Origin of the sequence: Sulfuriferula plumbiphila (assembly GCF_009938015.1) — a bacterium.
GTDB lineage: Bacteria > Pseudomonadota > Gammaproteobacteria > Burkholderiales > Sulfuriferulaceae > Sulfuriferula > Sulfuriferula plumbiphila.
Map to the genome: position 1 here is coordinate 420,059 of NZ_AP021884.1, position 17,887 is coordinate 437,945.

Below are 17,887 nucleotides of genomic sequence, written 5' to 3' on the forward strand. Positions count from 1 at the left end.
GCTTACGGCGAGGTCCGGCAATATGAAGTCTCTGGATGAGACCGTCGAGGCCGTGATGCGGACGCTGGGACTGGACGATGCCGCGGTCGTCCGGCGCAAGGCCTTTCTGGAATTCACCGATGACGACGTCGCGCGGTTGCGGACCCTGCACGCAGCCCTGCAAGATCTGGCGCCGGATTTCGTCGACGCCTTTTACACCCATCTCCTGGCCTTCGAGGAAACACGGGCGCTGCTGCCCCACGCGCAAACGCTGGAACGTTTGAAGCGTACCCAGGCGGCGTATTTCGACAACCTCACCGCGGGCGACTACGGGCCGGATTACATCCTCCACCGCCTGCGCGTGGGAGCGGCCCACCAGCGCGCCGGTCTTGCGCCGGCATGGTATCTGGGGGGCTACAGTAAATATCTGGCGGGGTTGTTCCCCGAACTCTGGCAGCGGCTCGGGAAAGACCCCGAGGCCTTTGTCGCCACCTGCCAGGCGCTGATCAAGATCGTCCTGCTGGACATGGGGCTGGCCATCGACACCTATATCCAGGCTGACCGGCAAACCATCCTGACGCTGAAAGAGTATGCCGACATCGTGTTCGCCAGCATCCCCGACGGACTGCTGGTGCTCTCGCCCGACCTCACCGTTTTGTCCGCCAACCGGGCCTTCCTGGAGCGGTTGGGGCTCACTGAGGAGGCCGTGCGCGGCCGCTATCTGATGGAAGTGCTCGCGGCCGACGGATTGCGCGGACGGGCCCTGGAAGTTCTGGCCACCGGCGTCGCCCAGCATGACGTGCTTTTCAGCATGGGGCCGGCGGGCAGCGATGAGCGCAAACCGGTGCGCGTGACGCTGACTGGAATCCGGCTTGCGGAAGAAGAAGAAGAAGAAGAAGCCCGGCTCCTTTTGATCGTGGAGGACCTGACCGAAGAGCAGGCATTGCGTGCCGCCGCGCTGGAATCCGAACGCCGTTTCCGGGATTTGGCGGAAACCGCACACGACGGAATCATCATGACCGATCCCCAGGGGAAAATCGCCTATTTCAACCGGGCGGCAGAACGCATGTTCGGCTATCGCCGCAACCAGGCGCTGCAGCGGTCGATCGGAACGGTGCTGCCGGAACCGCTGTCCTGCCAACTGGATGAAGGATTGCAGCATACCCCGGTGTGGGAAACCCAGGGGCGCCGTCAGGATGGCACGTTTTTCATGGTAGAGGGTTCCAGCAGCGTGTTCGAAGGTTCCGCGGGGCGTTTCATCACCTACGTGCTGCGCGACCTGACCGAGCGCAAGCAGTTCGAGCGCCAGTTGATACACTTGGCCAATCACGATCCGCTGACCCATCTTCCCAACCGCAAGTTCTTCCAGGATCGCCTCGGCATCAGCCTGGACGAGGCGGCGTTGAACGAGGAGCAGCTGGCGGTGTTGTTTCTCGACCTGGACCGCTTCAAGCTGATCAACGACACCTTTGGCCATGCGCTGGGCGACAAGCTGCTGCTGATGGTGGCCGAGCGGCTCGCCGGCTGCTTTCGCAAGGGCGACATGCTGGCCCGCCTGGGGGGCGATGAATTCGTAGTGCTGCTGCGAGGGCTTTCCGGGAAGCAGGATGCCACCCTCGTCGCCCAGAAAATCATGGATGGCTTCGCTCACGCCTTCCAACTGGAAGCGCATGAAGCCTTCGTCTCCGCCAGCATCGGCATCGCTTTCTATCCCTCGGACGCCATCGATGCGGACAACCTCATCCGGTGCGCCGATAGCGCCATGTACCAGGCCAAGGAACAAGGCCTGGGGTATCAGTTCTACCGGCTCGATCTGGAAAATCTGTCGTCAGAGCGGCTCACCCTGGAGAACAGTTTGCGCAGGGCCTTGGAACGTGACGAGTTGCGGCTTTACTACCAGCCCAAGGTGGATCTCGCGAGCGGGGCCGTGATCGGGCTGGAGGCGCTGCTGCGCTGGGCACATCCGGTCAGAGGCATGATCCCGCCCGACCAGTTTGTTCCCCTGGCGGAGGAAACCGGCCTGATCGTCCCGATCGGCGAATGGGTCTTGCGCACGGCGTGTTTGCAGATCAAGGCCTGGCAAGGGGAAGGGATGCCCCTTCTCCCGGTGGCGGTGAACCTGTCGGCGCGTCAGTTCAGGCAACCCTCGGCCAGCGGTGAAACCGAGGGGAGACCGCTCTCGGATGAAGCGGCCGGAGTGCACGACTTGGTTGAAACCATCGAGCGCGTGCTGGGGGAAACGGGGGTGGATCCATCCTGCCTGGAATTGGAGATTACCGAAAGCATTCTGATGCAAAACCTGTCGACGGCAGCCAATATCCTGCAGGCGCTGAGTGCCAAGGGAATGCGCATCTTCATCGACGATTTCGGCACCGGTTATTCGAGCTTAAGCTATCTCAAGCGCCTGCCCATCGACACCATCAAGATCGACAAATCCTTCGTGGGGGATATTACGACCGATCAGGATGACGCAGCGATCGTGGCCGCCATCATCGCCATGGCCCACAGCCTGCGCCTCAAGGTAGTGGCCGAAGGGGTGGAAACGCAGGAGCAGTTCGACTTCCTGCTCGAACGCGGCTGCGACGCCATGCAAGGTTATTTTTACAGCAAACCGCTGCCGGCGGAGGAAATTCTCCCGCTACTGCGAAGTACACGGAATTCCAGTTCCGGTCGCGACTGACCTAAAGGCCATCCTCGATGGGATCCTGCCGCCTGACTTGACGCTGTTCGATCTTGCAGTCGATCCGCCAGTGCTGGAGGAGTAATCCTAAAAACGGCTATCGGACGCAGATGATTCAACTCGTTGATGCGCGTAACGCCGTGTTGATTTACGTGCAGGTTTGGGCCATGAATTTGCATGTTCATCTGACCCGGACTTGGGCTTGGAAACCAACGGGATGCCCCGACTTTGCGAATGACAGCATGAGTCAGGGCTCCAGGCAAATGGCGGGTTAGCATGGCGCGCAATTCAACACAGTGCTCTCCAACTCCTTCGCATTCGGCGGCAGCAATGCCGTGCCCATTGTGCGTCGGTGTGAGAAATGTGCCCGTTGATTTTAGATGGTGAGCGGGCTAGCGATTTTTTGTGTTTAAAGCCGTCTTTTATTCAGCGTTCGGTAACTGCCGTCAATCGACGACTTCGTGGAATGATGTGGAAGAAATTGTCACCTCTTTCATAGAGTAGAAGGCTCATCACACCCGACGAAGTAAAAATCACAACCGTTTCTGATGGGGAAATTCGGCCCGGAAATCACTGGAAAATGGGGTTTTCTACAGCATCAACGTATCCGGTGTGAGTTTTGGCCGAGCATATCGGGCGTAATCAGCGTAATGCCGTTCTCGGTCACATGAAAACGCCGTTCATCCTCCTTGCGGTCCACGCCCACCACCATGCGTTCGGGGATCTTGCAGCCCTTGTCAATCACACAGCGGCGCAGGTAGGCATGGCGCCCGATATCCACCTCCGGGAGCACCACGGCGTCTTCCACCATGGCGAAGCTGTGGACCTGGACATTGGAAAACAACACTGAGTGCCGCACCGTGGCACCACTGATCAGGCAGCCACCCGACACCGTAGAGCCCACCGCAAGGCCGCGCCGTTCTTTGTCATCGAACACAAACTTGGCCGGCGGTAATTGCTCCTGGTGGGTCCAGATCGGCCATTGCTTATCGTACAAATTAAGCTCCGGCGTGATGTTGGCCAGATCCAGATTGGCCGCCCAATAGGCATCCACCGTCCCCACATCGCGCCAGTAGGGTTCCCCACCGGGCAGAGTGTTGACACAGCTGTCCTTGAAGCGGTGGGCGTAGACGCGATAGCGCGAAATCAAATGGGGGATGATGTCTTTGCCGAAATCGTGTTCGGAATTGGGGTCATCCGCGTCGCGAATCAGTTGTCCGTAGAGGAAGCTGGCATTGAACACATACACGCCCATGGACACCAGCGCACGCTCCGGGTTATCTGAAATGGGCGTAGGGTGCTCGGGTTTCTCGGCAAAATCCACCACGCGCTCGTCGCCGTCCACGGTCATCACGCCAAACGCGCACGCCTCTTCAATCGGCACCTCGATACACGCCACCGTTATGTCGGCCGCGTAGCGCACGTGGCAGGCCAGCATTTCGCCGTAGTCCATTTTGTAAATGTGATCGCCCGCCAGAATCAGCACATAGTCGGGTTCGTAATTACGCACGATGTCCATGTTCTGGAACACCGCATCTGCGGTACCCTTGTACCAGTCCAGTTCGGAGATACGCTGCTGCGCAGGCAACAGCTCGATGAACTCATTGAACTCGCCGCGCAAAAACCCCCAACCACGCTGGATGTGCTTGATCATCGAGTGCGCCTTGTACTGCGTCAACACGCCCACCCGACGGATGCCGGAATTCATGCAATTGGACAGCGGAAAATCGATGATGCGGAACTTGCCGCCAAATGGCACAGCGGGCTTGGCGCGCCAGTTGGTTAATTGCTTGAGTCGGGAACCGCGGCCACCGGCAAGAATCAGCGCCACGGTATTTTTGGTGAGACGACTGACGAAGCGCGGCAAATCTTTTTGCAAGACAGGCTCCTTTTTTGCGGTTCTGCCGCATTATCCGCGGGAAAGCGGGTTTTGGGCGAGTGATTATGCCCGCACTCGAAACTGGGCGGATTGATCCTGCCAGCGCGTAAACCTGGTCGGCAAAAGACAGCCGCTTTCTTGCCCAACGAGCATCTGACCTTTGCGGATCGTGTGCATGAGTTCAATGCCAGTCAAGATGCTTCGGTTGAGTGAAGGGCTTTAAAACCGAGCATTGGTTGAGTGTGGTGCGTTTCACTGCGCGATGGTCTGGCTCAACAATGTTGTTGAGATACTGTTAATAGAAAATCGACAGTCCGGCTTTGCTTGTCAACGGCGCGAAAAAGGTATTTCCAGACGCCCTTTACCTTGATATGAGTCTCGTCCATCCGCACGCTTTTACCACCCAGCCGCTTGCGTATGCGGAAGACGGCTTCAGGTAATGGAAGAAACCTGATTGCCCAGCGATTGATTGATGAGTGGTCGACAAACACGCCGCTTTTCTCTGCGGTCTTCGGGGTGGGCGGCCAGCCACTGGCGAAGCTGGGCGGCGTCGGTTTGCAGGCGGGTGATGCGTTGGATTTCTTTCTGTCTGAGCTCGGCTTCGATGGGCTTCTGGTCTGCTTCGCGATGGCGTTCGAGCATGACGCGGGCAGCGGCTTCGAGTTTGGCGGCCTGGTGTTCGAAGTCGGCACGGGTGCCGCTCTTTTGCTTGCTGGCGTTGCCCGGCAGTTTGACGCCATCAATGGCGAACATCTCGCGCCCGATCAGCCCCTGCCGGTCGCACAGGTAGAGGATCTGGGTGAAGAGGCGGGCGATGTCGTCGGTGAGGTTCGAGACAAATCCGGCAATCGTGGTGAAGTGGGGCTGGGTGTCGCCGGACAGGGCGATGAAGGTGACGTGGTCGCAGCACACGCGCTCGATGCCACGGCTGGATACGATGCCCTGGCTGTAGGCGAACAGAACGACCTTCAGGAGCATGGCGGGCGGATAGGCGGCCGCGCCGGTTTCATCATTCTTGAACCGGGCATCGAAGCTGGATAGATCCAGCTCAAAGTTGATGAGGTGGTTGAGGGCGTGCTCGAAGGTGCCGGGCAGCAGTTGGCGTTGAAGGTCAACGGCAAGAAATCGGGGGCTGGTGTCGATGGGTTTGTAGCGTGCCATGCGCTGTCTTCTCCCCTTGTTGATGGGTCAGGCGTTCGAGGCTTGATGGGGCGCTTTGTTCCGGGTAGGCTGGGGTTTTTCTACAGCCTCGATATGCCGCTGCTTGCAGAATTTAAACAACGTGCGCGTCGCCTGAAGGCAGAAACCTTTGCCCTCTATCTCGCTGCGCGCCATCCCGAAACACCCTGGTACGCGAAGCTTCTCATTGCGACCATTGTAGCCTATGCCTTCAGTCCCATTGATCTCATCCCTGATTTCATACCGATTTTGGGTTACCTGGATGATCTTATCCTCATTCCCATAGGCATCGCCTTCGCCATTAAAATGGTACCGCCTTCCGTTCTGGCCGAATGCAGGGCGAGGGCGCAAGAAGTTGCATTGAATGGCAAACCTGTGAGCCGTATTGCGGGAGCTGCCGTTGTCATTATTTGGCTGACGTTAGCAGTACTGTGCATAGTATGGACCTATGAAGCATTTATGCCCACATCCGCCCCGGCACTGCAAGGGCGATGATTGCCCTGTCGCTCCAGCCAGCGGACCACCCCGAACTCCGACCACATGGACAATAGCTACGTGCCAACGGCGCGCCTCCTGCTAACAGCGGCACCCGACGTTTTCGCCAACGACATTTTTGCGATGAAGGGCGGCACGGCGATCAATCTTTTCGTTCAGGGCATGCCGCGACTGTCCGTCGACATCGATGCCGTCTACCTTCCCTGGTCGACTCCGCGCGATGAAGCATTGCAGGCCATCGCCGATGAACTGGATGCCATCGCCCGGCGTCTGGAGAAACTTGATCTGAGCAGCAGAAGAATCGCCAGTAAAGGGCGCGGCGACACGAAGCTCATCGTTGAAGATGCTGAAAATCAGGTGAAGATCGAGGTCAATGTCGTGTTTCGAGGGACGCTCCTGCCGCCCGAACGTCGAGCCCTTTGCGCCAACACTGCCGAGATGTTCAGCGCAGAACTCGAGCTGCCGATCCTCGCGCCCGATGAGCTCTATGGCAGCAAGCTCGTGGCCGCCATGGACAGACAACATCCTCGCGACCTGTTCGACGTGTGGAATTTGTATCAGTCCGGCGGACTGTCGACCGAAATGATCGAGTACTTCGTCACCTACCTTGCCGGCCATTTGCATTGTGAGTGTTGGTATGTCGCAGAGTAAAAAGAGATTACGCAAGCAAGTGCGGTGGTTTCAGGAGTAAGCGATCAACGCGCTCCCGAAGTGGCTTGCCGGCCTTGAAGTGAGGGACCCACTTTTCAGGTACCGATACCGATTCCCCTGTCTTTGGGTTACGCCCAGTGCGAGGAGAACGGTAGTTCAGGGCAAAGGTGCCGAAACCGCGAATTTCAACACGGTTACCCTGCGCTAAAGTCATCTGAATAGCGTCGAGTATCTCCGCTACTACCAACTCGGTATCCTTCCGGATCAGTTGAGGATAGCGGCTGGTCAAGCGGGCAATGAGTTCGGATCGGGTCATATCGATATTCTACCGTGCTGGCGGGTTTTGGAGCGAGTGCCAGTGCCGTGCTTTGGTCACATTCTGAAAATATCGGCAAGGCCATTGCCAGACAAACGAACCCGCGAGAAATGGACACCGTTTACTTTTCAGTCAGGCCGCAGGTGTGGGCACAATAGACCGACTGATGCTGCCAAGGTGCGTAAAGCGAAATCCCGCTGAATACTTAAGCCCGTAACCAAGCACGTGGTCAAAGCCGATGTGAGCGCACCAGATGACGCCCGCGCTTGATAAGGATGGGTACTGTAAAAAAGAAGCCAGTTCCCATATTGGGAAAAAAACTGAGGGCGGAACGGATGCCGCAAGCAACCTTCTGATGCACCATCTCAATCGTCGCAGCACCATATCAAGAAATGCAGTGGTGGCACCGAGTGCCAAAAGGTGCTTGTGTAGGGCTTGAGCCGGATGAGGGGAAACTCTCAAGTCCGGTTCTTAGGGGGATGGCGCAGCAATGCGCTATCCGACCAAGGTTCGGCCAGCGATTGCAGGTCGCCAACTCAGCGATCCAAGCGCTGGCACTCGTTTCGTGGCTGACGGAGGTCAAGCCCCAGGCACTGGCTCATGAAGGTCTACCCGCGTAGCGGTAAATCGTCGAACGCGAGATGCCGAACTGCTGGGCAATGGTCACGTCGCCAAATTTCAGTAATACCTTGATCGTTCTCAAGTCCTTCGGCGACAGCTTCTTTGGATGCGCGCCCTTGCGCCCTCGTGCGCGAGCAGCCTTCCGCCCGGCCATCGTCCGCTCGCGAATCAGGCTGCGCTCGAACTCGGCCAACGCGCCAAACATGCGGATGGGTGCTGGCGCACTATGAGGTGCGCTGGCTGATCCATCAAGCAGCAACGGCGCATCGCCGACCCGATCAACGCTTATCGTTCACGGCGAATGTACCGACCGTTGCTGCGCCGCGCTCAACCTCTTTCCGGCGCATTTCCCCCCAGAAGCAGCCAAGAAAACGCAAACCCTGGTTTGACCAATTGCTGGCAGAAGCTGCTTCATTGCGCTGTGCCAGCTGTAAAGAACGCTGTAACCAGCACATTCTCAAGTAGCGCCACTCGCCCTAATGCTACCCATAACCGTAACTTGCCGCGCAATTGTCTATACCATTTCTCATCACAATTGCTCGCGCCTTTCCCTTTGACGCAAAGGAAAATCCAGAGGGAATCTATCTAAACGAACAGTATTGACTCAGGACACTAATTATTAAAAATGTCCTAATACAAGACGCGACCTTGAGGTTCCACGGGAAACGCCAATTCAAATATCGTCTCCCCATTCAAACCGCTGTTCACCCGCACTGCACCGCCGTGCAATACCATTACCGCCTTGACAATGGACAACCCCAGCCCGGAGGCAGCCCCGGAATCCGCACGGGCGCTGTCCACCCGATAGAAACGGTCAAATAACCGGCCCAGGTGTTCGGGAGCAATACCCGCGCCGGGATTGGCGACCTGGATGCCATAGCCTCCGTCTGGGCGAGGCCGGGCGCTGACCCGGATCGTCGCACCGCGCGGGGTGTAACGTATGGCATTGGCGATCAGATTGCTCAAGGCCCGGTTGAGCAGTACCGGATCGGCGTTGAGCGTACCCGCGGCGCTCACCTCCAACACTATCCCTTCCTCATCAATCACCCCCTCAAAGTATTCCGCAATACGGCGCAGTTCGCGCCCCATGTCCAGGTTTTCCCGACGCAGCGCGATCTGTGCGTTGTCGGCCCGCGCCAGGAACAGCATGCTCTCCGCCATCCGTGCCAGGCGCTCGTACTCCTCGATATTGGAGGCCAGCAGCGCCTGGTATTCCTCCACGGAACGAGGGCGCGCCAGAATCACCTGGCTCTCAACCATTAAGTTGCTGATCGGCGTACGCAGGTCATGGGCCAGATCGGCAGAAAATTGGCTCAGCCGCTCATAGCCTTCCTGCAGGCGATCCAACATGTGATTGAAGGCGCGCGCCAGATCGGCGATTTCCGCCGGCGCCTTGGCGATGTCGAGACGCTGATCCATCCGGTTCGGGCTAATGCTGCCTGCCGCAGCGGTGACCCGGCCCAGCGGCGCCAGGCCGCGCCGCACCACGAGGAAACCGAGCAGCGCCATGGCCGCCACGCCGCCACCCAGCGCAATCAGCAGTCTGGTTCGGTAGTTCTGCAGTAAGGCCATGCGCTGCGGACTTTCCTGCGCCAGCACCACCAGAACCGCGGAATCCTGAGCATTCGCTCCGAGATGCGCCCACGCCGCCAGCACGCGCCCGTGGCCGCCATCGTTCATGCGCCAGTCGCGTATCGCGTCTGGCGTAGGCATGCCCGCCGCCGTGACCGCCGACAAGGACAGGCTCGGCACGTCTCCCACACCTGCCACCATCCGGCCATCTTCATCCAGGATACGCAGGCGCAGCCCCTCAGTGCCAATGGCCACATCGCGGAAACGGTGGGGATCAGCTCGGATTGCCGCCACATCCGGCACTTCCGACAGCAGATGGCGCAGTTGCTGCACCTTGCCGAGCAGTTCCACGTCGTTGCGGATTTCCAGTTGCCGGGCCAGCGCCTGATACAGGTAGAAACCGGTGGCGGCAAATACCAGGGCGGTCACCCCGGCGAACAGCAGGGTCAGCCGCTGGGTCAGGGAAATGCCTCGCCGCAACGTCATGGCCGGGTTTCCAGCACGTAGCCCATGCCGCGCAGGGTGTGGATCAGCTTGTGCGGATAGGGGTCGTCCACCTTGGCACGCAGCCGCCGTATCGCCACATCGACCACGTTGGTGTCGCTGTCGAAATTCATGTCCCACATCTGGGAGGCAATCAGCGAACGCGACAGCACTTCGCCCTGCCGCTCCATCAGCAGTTGCAGCAGCAGAAATTCCTTGGCGGTGAGATCGATACGCTGGCCGTCCCGGTTCACGCGGCGCTTGATGCGATCCAGTTCCAGGTCGGCCACGCGCAGCGTCTGCGGCACCTGCCGTACGCCGCGCCGCAACAGGCTGCGGATGCGCGCCAGCAGTTCGGCGAAGGCAAACGGCTTGGGCAGGTAATCGTCGGCGCCCAGTTCCAGCCCGCGCACCCGGTCCTCCACCGTATCGCGCGCGCTCAGGAACAGCACCGGCACCGGTTTGGTCCTGCGAATGCTTTGCAGCACCTGCCAGCCGTCCATGCCCGGCAGCATCACGTCCAGCACAATGAGGTCATACTCATCGGACAGCGCAAATAGTTCGCCGTCGGTCCCGGTGCGCGCCAGCTCCACGGTGAAACCGGATTCGGTGAGGCCTTTGCGCAGGTAATCACCAGTTTTCGGTTCGTCCTCGACCACCAGAATTTTCATCGCACCCCCAACATATGTTTTTAATTATGACCTCTAGCTAGCGCATGAATGCGACATTACAAAAATGTAATCCAGCTGTCACGCTGGTGTTATGGTCAGCGGTCTACTCTGGCTTTAGGCAAACGCCTTCCTAGGGAGAAACCGGCATGCAAAGACGCAAATTTCTCCAATATGCCGCAGCCTCCGGGCTGGGCATATTGGGTGGCGGTTATCTGTATCAATACGCGACGAACACCCGTCAGAATAACTTTCTAGGCAGCGCAGCGGCACGCAACATGGCGGACAGCACGCCATTATTCATCCCCGGCGATAGTGGCCCGCTCGGCGTCCTCGATATGACGGATGCCCCGATGACACTCAACGCCCGAGCCGCGACGCTGCCGTTGATTCAGGGCAAGCCGTCGCCATTTCTGATCTACAACGCACAATACGCTAACCAGACTTATCAAAATCCAATCATTCGCATCCAACGCGGCAGCCAGTTCAATGCCCGCCTTCAAAATGATTTAAACGAACCGACGATTATTCACTGGCATGGTCTGCACGTGCCGGGCGCGATGGACGGCCACCCGCGCACAACGATTGCCGCCGGCGCACACTATGACTATACGTTCCCGGTGACCAATCGCGGCGGCATGTACTGGTATCACACGCACGCCCACAATCTCACCGCCAAACAAGCCTATTTCGGTCTGGCGGGCCTGTTCATGGTCGAAGACGAAGATGAGGCGGCGTTGCGTAACACACTCCAACTCGCGCCCGGCGTAACCGAACTACCGCTGCTGATCCAGGACAAGCAATTCAACAGCGCGGGCAAACTCACCTACGCAGACAATCCGATGCAGCAGATGATGGGCCAGCTTGGCGACACGATCCTGGTCAACCTTACGCCGCAGCCGCAACTGGACATCGCCAATCGCCTGTACCGGTTGCGCATTCTGAACGGCTCGAATTCGCGTATTTACAAGCTCGCCTTCATTCACCGCGGAAAAATGCTGCCGTATGCAATCATCGGCACCGATGCCGGTTTGCTGGAACGGCCGTACACCGCGCAAGAAGTCTTTTTAGCCCCGGCCGAACGGGTAGATATCTTGTTCGATGCCAGCCAGTTGCGCGCCGGTGAGGAAGTTTTGCTCAAGAGTCTCGCCTTCGATGCGATGCAGGGCGGAATGATGCCCGGCATGGGCGGGATGATGGGAGGTATGTCCGGCATGGGGGGAATGGGTGGCGCCAGCCTCGCGCTCGGCGCCGAATTCGAGATCATGAAACTCGCAGTCACCCGTCAGGGCCCGGCCACGCCATCCGTGCCGCCGCGCCAGCTGTCGACCATTGCGCGCATTGATACGCGCGGCGCAGCAGTACGCAACATCAGTCTGACGATGCAACGCATGCGCTGGTTGATTAACGGCGAAAGCTTCAACATGGACAGCTATCCGATCCAGAGCCGCAGCAACACCGTCGAGCTATGGGACATCCAGAACGCAAAAATGAGCATGCCACACCCGATGCATATGCATGGCTTTTCGTTCCAGGTCGTCAGCCGTCAGAACAGCCCGGGGCAGGTGCGCAAGCTGGCCCAGGACGCGAGCGGACGCCTGATTACCGATCTGGGGTGGAAAGACACGATTCTGGTGTGGCCCGGAGAGACCGTCCGCATCGCGATTGATTTTACCAATGAGTTTAAAGGCGATCAGCTATACCTATTCCACTGCCATAATCTGGAGCACGAAGACCAGGGCATGATGGTGAACCATCGCGTCACTGCGGTGTAATGCAGGTGAAGATGAGTGTTCATATCGAGGGCAGCCCGAAACCGGGGGCGTCTTTCTAAGTAGATAGCACCAATGCCACTCAGATTAACTTGGGATGTGACCGCGACATTTTTTATAAGAAAATCAATACCATTTATTAGTTGACTGATTCAATGGAGGTAATGCATGGCAAACATCCTAGGACCCTCAGTGCTACCTTTGAATAGCACGGACTCCTCCACAAAAGGGGAGCTGAAACTCTTAACGCCTGTTGGCGGCTCTTTCGCCGAAGCCTTAGCTCAGGTTAAAGGGAAGGCTGTGGCAACCATTGCCCCACCGCTGCAAATGGCAGGGAGCAATGCATCCCTAACCACTTCGTTACCTGTCCCAGGCTCACTATCGTCGTCTAGTGTACTACCTAGCCATTTTTCATTGCGCGCTTCGCAGAATGAGGCTGGAGAAGATAGCTTCCACGAACGGGCACTGGGACTGCGCGCTTACCGGCAGCAATTACTTGCGTCAAATATAGCGAATGCCGATACACCGGGCTACAAGGCGGTAGACATTGACATTCAAGAAGCGCTGCGCACAGGAAAGACGCCCCAATCAGTGGACATAAAATACGCTGTTCCAAGCCAAGGGAGTGTGGATGGGAATACCGTGGATATGGATAGCGAGCGGGCAAAATTTACGGAAAACGCGATTATGTATGAATATGAAGTGGACAGAGTTAAAGGTCATTACAAGGATATGGATGATCTGCTCAAAGGCACTCCTTACTAATCTGTGAAAAATTCATGAATATTTAAGATATCTGCTCATGCAAGCGCACTGGCATATGCAGACCATAAAGAAGGGAGAAATGATGTGCGATGATACAAAAAGTGGCCAGAACACGCCTAAAGAAACAAAAAAAACGGCGAAAATAGGAATAACAGTGTAAACAATACGGTCAGTGTCACTTGTTCTATTCACAGACATCAATCAATCCCACATATTACAAGGAGATTAATCTCATGAACGCAACAACTAAAACAGCCCTCGTCATCGCATTTTCTATCGTCATAGTGTTGCTTTTGCTGTTCGTTGGCGGCGCGATGACAGGGGCAACGCTGAGCGGCGGGATGATGGGGAACGGAGCGATGGGTGGAATCAATTGGATGTGGATTCCTACTTTACTTATGCTCGGTCTCGGTGCCCTGCTCGTTTGGGCCATCTTTGGGCAGAAGAAGTGAGCGACCTGAAAAGATGAATCGCCAAGCAGATTTGCAAGCAGTGCGTGGACATTTGCGACGGGTGCGCGAAGCAAGGCGATGTGGATGGCATGGAGCAATGTAGGCGCTGGCCGAGGCTTGCAGCCAGATGGCTGGCTGATTAGGAAACCCCACCATGGCAAGGGGAATACAAAATCGCAGTATAGATATATTCAGTAACAAAGAACGAATTGAGGCGGTCACGTTTGTATACAAACAGCTTTAACAATTTACTGCTGACACGTGTGACAACCTGAATGTGAATGCAGTGGCAAAAAACCAGGGGATGTCCCCGCTAACCAAGGAGCGAATCATGAAACATTCAGTTATAGGAAAAGTTGGCACGTTATTACTGATCGCAGGCACCGCATTCTCGGTTCCGGTCTTTGCAGAAAACCATGCCGGGCAGGGAGGAATGATGCCCGGCATGGGGGGAATGACGGGGGACAAGGGCGAGTCCGGCGCGCATCAAATGTCAGGGCTGATGAACGACATGTCGAGTGAGATGAAAGATATGTCCGGCATGATAGAAAGCGGCAGCATGAATCCGGACACGATGAAGAAGATGTCAAGGCAGATGAAGCAAATGGGCGGCATGATGAACAACATGTCGGGCATGATGAACAAGGATATGGCGATGGACGCCGGTACGCAGAAGAAGATGGGCCAGATGCGCAAACAGATGGACCGGATGCACAAGGACATGCCTGCCACACCCGCAAAGATGTGAGCGCGTTAAACCAGGCGGTCAAGCCGCCTGGCTTTCTTGGAGGCAACCATGGATGTCATGATCATCGCCACGAAAGCCTGCACGCATCGCAAGAACCTGGAAAAGGAACTCGAATGCTTGCGGATTCCGTACCGCGTGTGTTTCGTCGAAGATTGCGCCGACCTTGTCCAAAAGTTCGGCATCCGGCATTCGCCGAATCTGGTGGTGGACGATGAAGTCGTGTTCCGGAAACAGCCGACGGAAGTGGAACTGCACGCCTATTTCGACACCAAGAAATAAAGCCGGCCCGGGCATCCGGGTTTATCACCAATAGAATTTTAGGAGGGCCTCATCAAGTCGACACTTATCCTTTCGAACTACGAAGGCAGTGTAGTCAGCGGTATTCAGGCGGTGATGCTGTAGCTCAACCACTCCTGTCATCCCGTCTCATCGCTATGCATCGGGTACCCGCGTATCGTCGGCGAGGATACAACGACTTGAAGGCGTATTGGCGTGTAGTTTTTATCAACCCTTCGGAAAGAGGCATCACTATGCAAACTGAACTTTTAAAAGTAACGGGAATGACTTGCGGCGGCTGCACCAGCAACGTAACGCACGCGCTGAAGGCGATTCCCGGGGTCGGCGAGGTAAAAGTGTCGCTCTCGGCCGGCGAAGCCACGGTGCAATACGACGAGCGGCTGACCTCGACCGATCAACTGAAATCGGCCGTGAAAGGCGCGGGCTATGGCGTGGATACCACCAACACTGCTCAGAAACCTCAAGGCAAGGGTGGCTGCTGCAGTTAACTCGAACTGATATCCATCAGTGAAATCGCCATTTTTTTGTTTAATTGAGTAGAGGAGCGAATCATGGAATGGTTTTCACAAAACTGGGTTTGGGTGCTGTTCTTCGCCGGGATGATCGCGATGCATATGTTCGGCCACGGCGGTGGGAGTGGCGGCGGCCATAAAGACCCCAAGCCCTCAAGCAAAGACAGAGAGCAACGTGCTTCGAAACAAGGGCCGGATCATCAACATTGACCCGCTAGATATTGGTTTTTAAACAGGGGGCGACGATATGCTGAATATAAAAGTCGTGACTTGGTCATTGGCGATTTGGACCACGTTTACGTTCGTGTTTTGTGTCGTCTACGGCCTGCTGACGCCGTCAAGCGTGCACATGGTTGCGTTTCTCGAGCAAGTATTGCCGGGATTCGAATGGCTCAGTTGGCGGGGCTTTCTCGTTGGGTTGATTCAGAGTTTCCTCTATGGCGCATACGCGGGTCTCGTCTACGTGCCCATTTACAATTTTCTGCATCGCAAGTGGATAAGACAATAGATGAATAAGAAAGCCAATGAAAAAGAATCGAGTGGACCCGCGCCCTCAATTTCAAAAAAGTCCTACAAGGACAGCCTGCACAAGCTCCAGATCGAACTGGTTAAGCTGCAGCGGCATTTCATTCAGTGCGACGACAAAATCCTGATCATCTTTGAAGGCCGGGACGCCGCCGGGAAGGACGGCACGATCAAGCGCATCGTTGAGCATTTGAGTCCGCGCGAAACACGCGTTGTGGCCCTCGGCAAGCCCTCGGATCGAGACCGTACATCGTGGTACTTCCAGCGTTATGTTCCATATTTGCCGGCGGCTCAGGAACTCGTGCTGTTTAACCGCAGTTGGTACAACCGGGCGGGGGTGGAGCGGGTAATGGGCTTCTGCACCGAGGCCGAGTACCAAGAGTTCATGGGCTCGGTGTCAGACTTCGAGCATATGTTGATGCGCTCTGGAATCAAGCTCCTCAAGTACTATCTCGACATCAGCAAACCCGAGCAGAAGCAACGCTTGAATGAGCGCAAGAGTGATCCACTCACACAATGGAAAGTCAGCACGCTTGACAACCTGGCGCTCAAGAAGTGGAAGCAGTACAGCCTGGCGCGCGACGAGATGCTGGCACACACCCACAACGCCATAGCACCGTGGACCATCGTGCGCGCCGACGACAAACAATTGGCACGGCTCAACATCATCAAGAATCTGCTCAGCCGGCTTCACTATGCAGACAAGGACGAGCGGCTGATCCTGCCGGACCCTGATGTTGTCTTTATGTACGACGAAACGTATTTGAAAAACGGCATGATTGCAGAGTGAATCAGACGCGCGGCGGAGGTAAGGCTCGTTAATGAATAACCCGAACATCCCGGCACTCGCCGTGTCCGGCAGCTCCGCGCTATTGGCTATCAATGCGCCCATGCTGAAGCGGACCAAGCTGGCAGGTATCCGTCGGCTTGGCGGAGCGGCGGCGACTGTTGCGGCGCAGGTGCCGGCGTGACGGTCACCACGCAGCGCCCAGTCGGCGTGCCCCGTGCCACCATGGCCACGCTCATGCTCGCCGTCTTCACGGTGTCAGTCGGCTTTGGCGTCGTGCTTCCGCTTCTGCCCTACCTGATCGAGCGGCTCCTGGGAGCGGGCGTAGCGGCTGCGCAAGTTTCCCGGCACACCGGGCTACTGACCGCTGTCTACACCCTCTCGCTTTTTCTGTTTGCTCCCATGTGGGGCCGGCTATCCGATCGACGCGGCCCGCGTGGTGTGTTGTTTGTCGGGCTGCTCGGCTTCGGCGTCACCATGCTGGTTTTCTCGTTCGTTGAGAGTCTCATTGCGGTTTACGCCGAGCGTTTCTTGAGCGGCATGTTTGCTGCAGCGGTGACGCCAGTGGCGGCGGCCGTGATCGGCAACCTCACTCCCACCGAACAGGGGCGCGCGCGCCGGCTCGCGTTTGTGAGCATGGCCGGCATCGCCGGCTTCCTGCTCGGACCGATGCTGGGTGTGTTCGTCACGCGCTTTGCAGCGGATTTCTTTACTCTCGCCATGCCCGCCGGATCGGTCGCGATTCCGCTCGTGGCGACTGCACTGCTCGCCTTCCTCGTGGCCCCCGCTGTCGCGTTTGCCGTGCCGAGTGGCGAGAGCCACGATCGGTCACAGAAGACGACGGGCGTCTCGGTCGATAAGGCTGCATGGCTTGTGCCGAAGCTGCTCATCCTCACCTTCATCGTCTCGGCCGGCGTCGGGGTGTTCGAGGTCGGACTCGCACTGCGCGGCAAGCAGGAGCTCGGCTTGACCCCGTACCAGATCGCGCTGATGTTCACCGAGTGCAGCCTGGTCATGTTTGTGATACAGGCAATCGTATTCTCGCCATGGTTCAAGCCGGATAGGACCCGCTGGCTCATCGCGCCCGCGCTGTCCGTGCTGGCGGCCAGCTTGTTCCTGGTATCGTGGACGTCTGATTTTACGTCGATGCTGGTCGTGATCGGTGCGGTCGCGGCCAGCGCCGGCATCCTCTCGCCGATACTGACTTACTGGATCTCGGCCAAGGCCGGGAGCGCGCAGGGCTGGGAACTCGGCAAGCAGACGGCAGCCGCCAGCCTGGGGGTCACCCTGGGCTCGGCGGCAGGCGGACTCCTCTTCAATATCGCCACCTTGCCTGGCGCCCCCTTCGTCCTGACCGCGGGCCTTGCCGCACTGGGCTTCCTGCTAAGCCTCGGACTGCCGCATTTACTCGTGCCCCATCATCTCGGAGGCAGGGTATTTACGAGCGAGCCACCGTGACCGGAACCACCATAAAAGAAAATCTCGACAACGGCCTGCTTGCGCCGT

General features: G+C 57.4%; 22 protein-coding genes. 14 read left to right on the plus strand and 8 right to left on the minus strand.

Annotated elements, in window-relative coordinates:
- Nucleotides 1–22 precede the first annotated feature (22 nt).
- Complete coding sequence (locus GZH91_RS02160; RefSeq protein ID WP_161984147.1) at nt 23–2,659, plus strand: EAL domain-containing protein; 2,637 nt, start codon at nt 23–25, stop codon at nt 2,657–2,659.
- A 598-nt stretch (nt 2,660–3,257) separates the two neighbouring features.
- On the opposite strand, the gene glgC is transcribed toward GZH91_RS02160, so the two are convergent.
- From glgC to GZH91_RS02175, 3 genes are all read right to left on the minus strand, one after another.
- Nucleotides 3,258–4,538, minus strand: a complete 1,281-nt coding sequence (gene glgC, locus GZH91_RS02165) for a glucose-1-phosphate adenylyltransferase (RefSeq protein WP_147073701.1) — start codon at nt 4,536–4,538, stop codon at nt 3,258–3,260.
- A 272-nt stretch (nt 4,539–4,810) separates the two neighbouring features.
- On the minus strand, nt 4,811–4,924 hold the full coding sequence (locus tag GZH91_RS18355) for a DDE-type integrase/transposase/recombinase (protein ID WP_198415368.1): 114 nt from the start codon (nt 4,922–4,924) through the stop codon (nt 4,811–4,813).
- 46 nt (nt 4,925–4,970) lie between these two features.
- A complete protein-coding gene (locus GZH91_RS02175; protein WP_147073699.1) occupies nt 4,971–5,699 on the minus strand; it encodes a transposase in 729 nt (242 codons plus the stop codon).
- 45 nt (nt 5,700–5,744) lie between these two features.
- Here GZH91_RS02175 and GZH91_RS02180 point away from each other — a divergent pair, with 45 nt between their 5' ends.
- Nucleotides 5,745–6,212, plus strand: coding sequence for a YkvA family protein (locus GZH91_RS02180; RefSeq protein ID WP_223264577.1), 468 nt, complete (start codon nt 5,745–5,747; stop codon nt 6,210–6,212).
- A gap of 45 nt (nt 6,213–6,257) precedes the next feature.
- A complete protein-coding gene (locus GZH91_RS02185; RefSeq protein ID WP_147073697.1) occupies nt 6,258–6,863 on the plus strand; it encodes a nucleotidyl transferase AbiEii/AbiGii toxin family protein in 606 nt (201 codons plus the stop codon).
- A 7-nt stretch (nt 6,864–6,870) separates the two neighbouring features.
- Here the strand turns inward: GZH91_RS02185 and GZH91_RS02190 are convergent, their stop codons facing one another.
- The 5 genes from GZH91_RS02190 to GZH91_RS02210 form a co-directional block, all read right to left on the minus strand.
- Nucleotides 6,871–7,179 carry an integration host factor subunit beta gene (locus tag GZH91_RS02190; RefSeq protein ID WP_147073695.1) on the minus strand — a complete coding sequence of 103 codons (309 nt, stop codon included), beginning with the start codon at nt 7,177–7,179 and terminating at the stop codon, nt 6,871–6,873.
- 132 nt (nt 7,180–7,311) lie between these two features.
- On the minus strand, nt 7,312–7,563 hold the full coding sequence (locus GZH91_RS18360; protein WP_147073772.1) for a DUF4260 family protein: 252 nt from the start codon (nt 7,561–7,563) through the stop codon (nt 7,312–7,314).
- 214 nt (nt 7,564–7,777) lie between these two features.
- Complete coding sequence (locus GZH91_RS18220) at nt 7,778–8,005, minus strand: helix-turn-helix domain-containing protein (protein ID WP_147073693.1); 228 nt, start codon at nt 8,003–8,005, stop codon at nt 7,778–7,780.
- A gap of 425 nt (nt 8,006–8,430) precedes the next feature.
- Nucleotides 8,431–9,858, minus strand: coding sequence for a heavy metal sensor histidine kinase (locus GZH91_RS02205; protein ID WP_147073691.1), 1,428 nt, complete (start codon nt 9,856–9,858; stop codon nt 8,431–8,433).
- Complete coding sequence (locus GZH91_RS02210; protein ID WP_147073689.1) at nt 9,855–10,526, minus strand: heavy metal response regulator transcription factor; 672 nt, start codon at nt 10,524–10,526, stop codon at nt 9,855–9,857. Before GZH91_RS02210 ends, GZH91_RS02205 begins: the two co-directional genes overlap by 4 nt.
- Nucleotides 10,527–10,672: 146 nt before the next feature.
- On the opposite strand from GZH91_RS02210, the gene GZH91_RS02215 reads away from it, so the two are divergent.
- The 11 genes from GZH91_RS02215 (at nt 10,673) to GZH91_RS02260 (ending at nt 17,839) form a co-directional block, all read left to right on the plus strand.
- Nucleotides 10,673–12,298 (plus strand): multicopper oxidase family protein, encoded by a 1,626-nt coding sequence (locus GZH91_RS02215; RefSeq protein ID WP_147073687.1) that lies wholly within the window; start codon nt 10,673–10,675, stop codon nt 12,296–12,298.
- 165 nt (nt 12,299–12,463) lie between these two features.
- On the plus strand, nt 12,464–13,060 hold the full coding sequence (locus GZH91_RS02220) for a flagellar basal body rod protein FlgB (RefSeq protein WP_223264576.1): 597 nt from the start codon (nt 12,464–12,466) through the stop codon (nt 13,058–13,060).
- A 233-nt stretch (nt 13,061–13,293) separates the two neighbouring features.
- Nucleotides 13,294–13,512 carry a hypothetical protein gene (locus GZH91_RS02225; protein WP_147073685.1) on the plus strand — a complete coding sequence of 73 codons (219 nt, stop codon included), beginning with the start codon at nt 13,294–13,296 and terminating at the stop codon, nt 13,510–13,512.
- A 331-nt stretch (nt 13,513–13,843) separates the two neighbouring features.
- Entirely contained in the window at nt 13,844–14,260 is a 417-nt protein-coding gene (locus GZH91_RS02230; RefSeq protein ID WP_147073683.1) for a hypothetical protein, read from the plus strand.
- 48 nt (nt 14,261–14,308) lie between these two features.
- Nucleotides 14,309–14,539, plus strand: a complete 231-nt coding sequence (locus GZH91_RS02235; RefSeq protein WP_112486603.1) for a thioredoxin family protein — start codon at nt 14,309–14,311, stop codon at nt 14,537–14,539.
- 251 nt (nt 14,540–14,790) lie between these two features.
- Complete coding sequence (locus tag GZH91_RS02240; RefSeq protein WP_147073681.1) at nt 14,791–15,045, plus strand: heavy-metal-associated domain-containing protein; 255 nt, start codon at nt 14,791–14,793, stop codon at nt 15,043–15,045.
- Between the two features lie 63 nt (nt 15,046–15,108).
- Entirely contained in the window at nt 15,109–15,279 is a 171-nt protein-coding gene (locus GZH91_RS02245; RefSeq protein WP_147073678.1) for a DUF2933 domain-containing protein, read from the plus strand.
- A 37-nt stretch (nt 15,280–15,316) separates the two neighbouring features.
- A complete protein-coding gene (locus tag GZH91_RS18365) occupies nt 15,317–15,577 on the plus strand; it encodes a DUF5676 family membrane protein (RefSeq protein WP_147073676.1) in 261 nt (86 codons plus the stop codon).
- The gene (gene ppk2, locus GZH91_RS02250; protein ID WP_147073674.1) at nt 15,578–16,384 is read left to right on the plus strand and encodes a polyphosphate kinase 2; all 807 of its coding nucleotides are present in this window, start codon (nt 15,578–15,580) and stop codon (nt 16,382–16,384) included.
- Between the two features lie 31 nt (nt 16,385–16,415).
- On the plus strand, nt 16,416–16,565 hold the full coding sequence (locus GZH91_RS02255; protein WP_161984149.1) for a hypothetical protein: 150 nt from the start codon (nt 16,416–16,418) through the stop codon (nt 16,563–16,565).
- Entirely contained in the window at nt 16,562–17,839 is a 1,278-nt protein-coding gene (locus GZH91_RS02260; protein WP_198415370.1) for an MFS transporter, read from the plus strand. The genes GZH91_RS02255 and GZH91_RS02260 overlap by 4 nt, the downstream gene beginning before the upstream one ends.
- Nucleotides 17,840–17,887 lie beyond the last annotated feature (48 nt).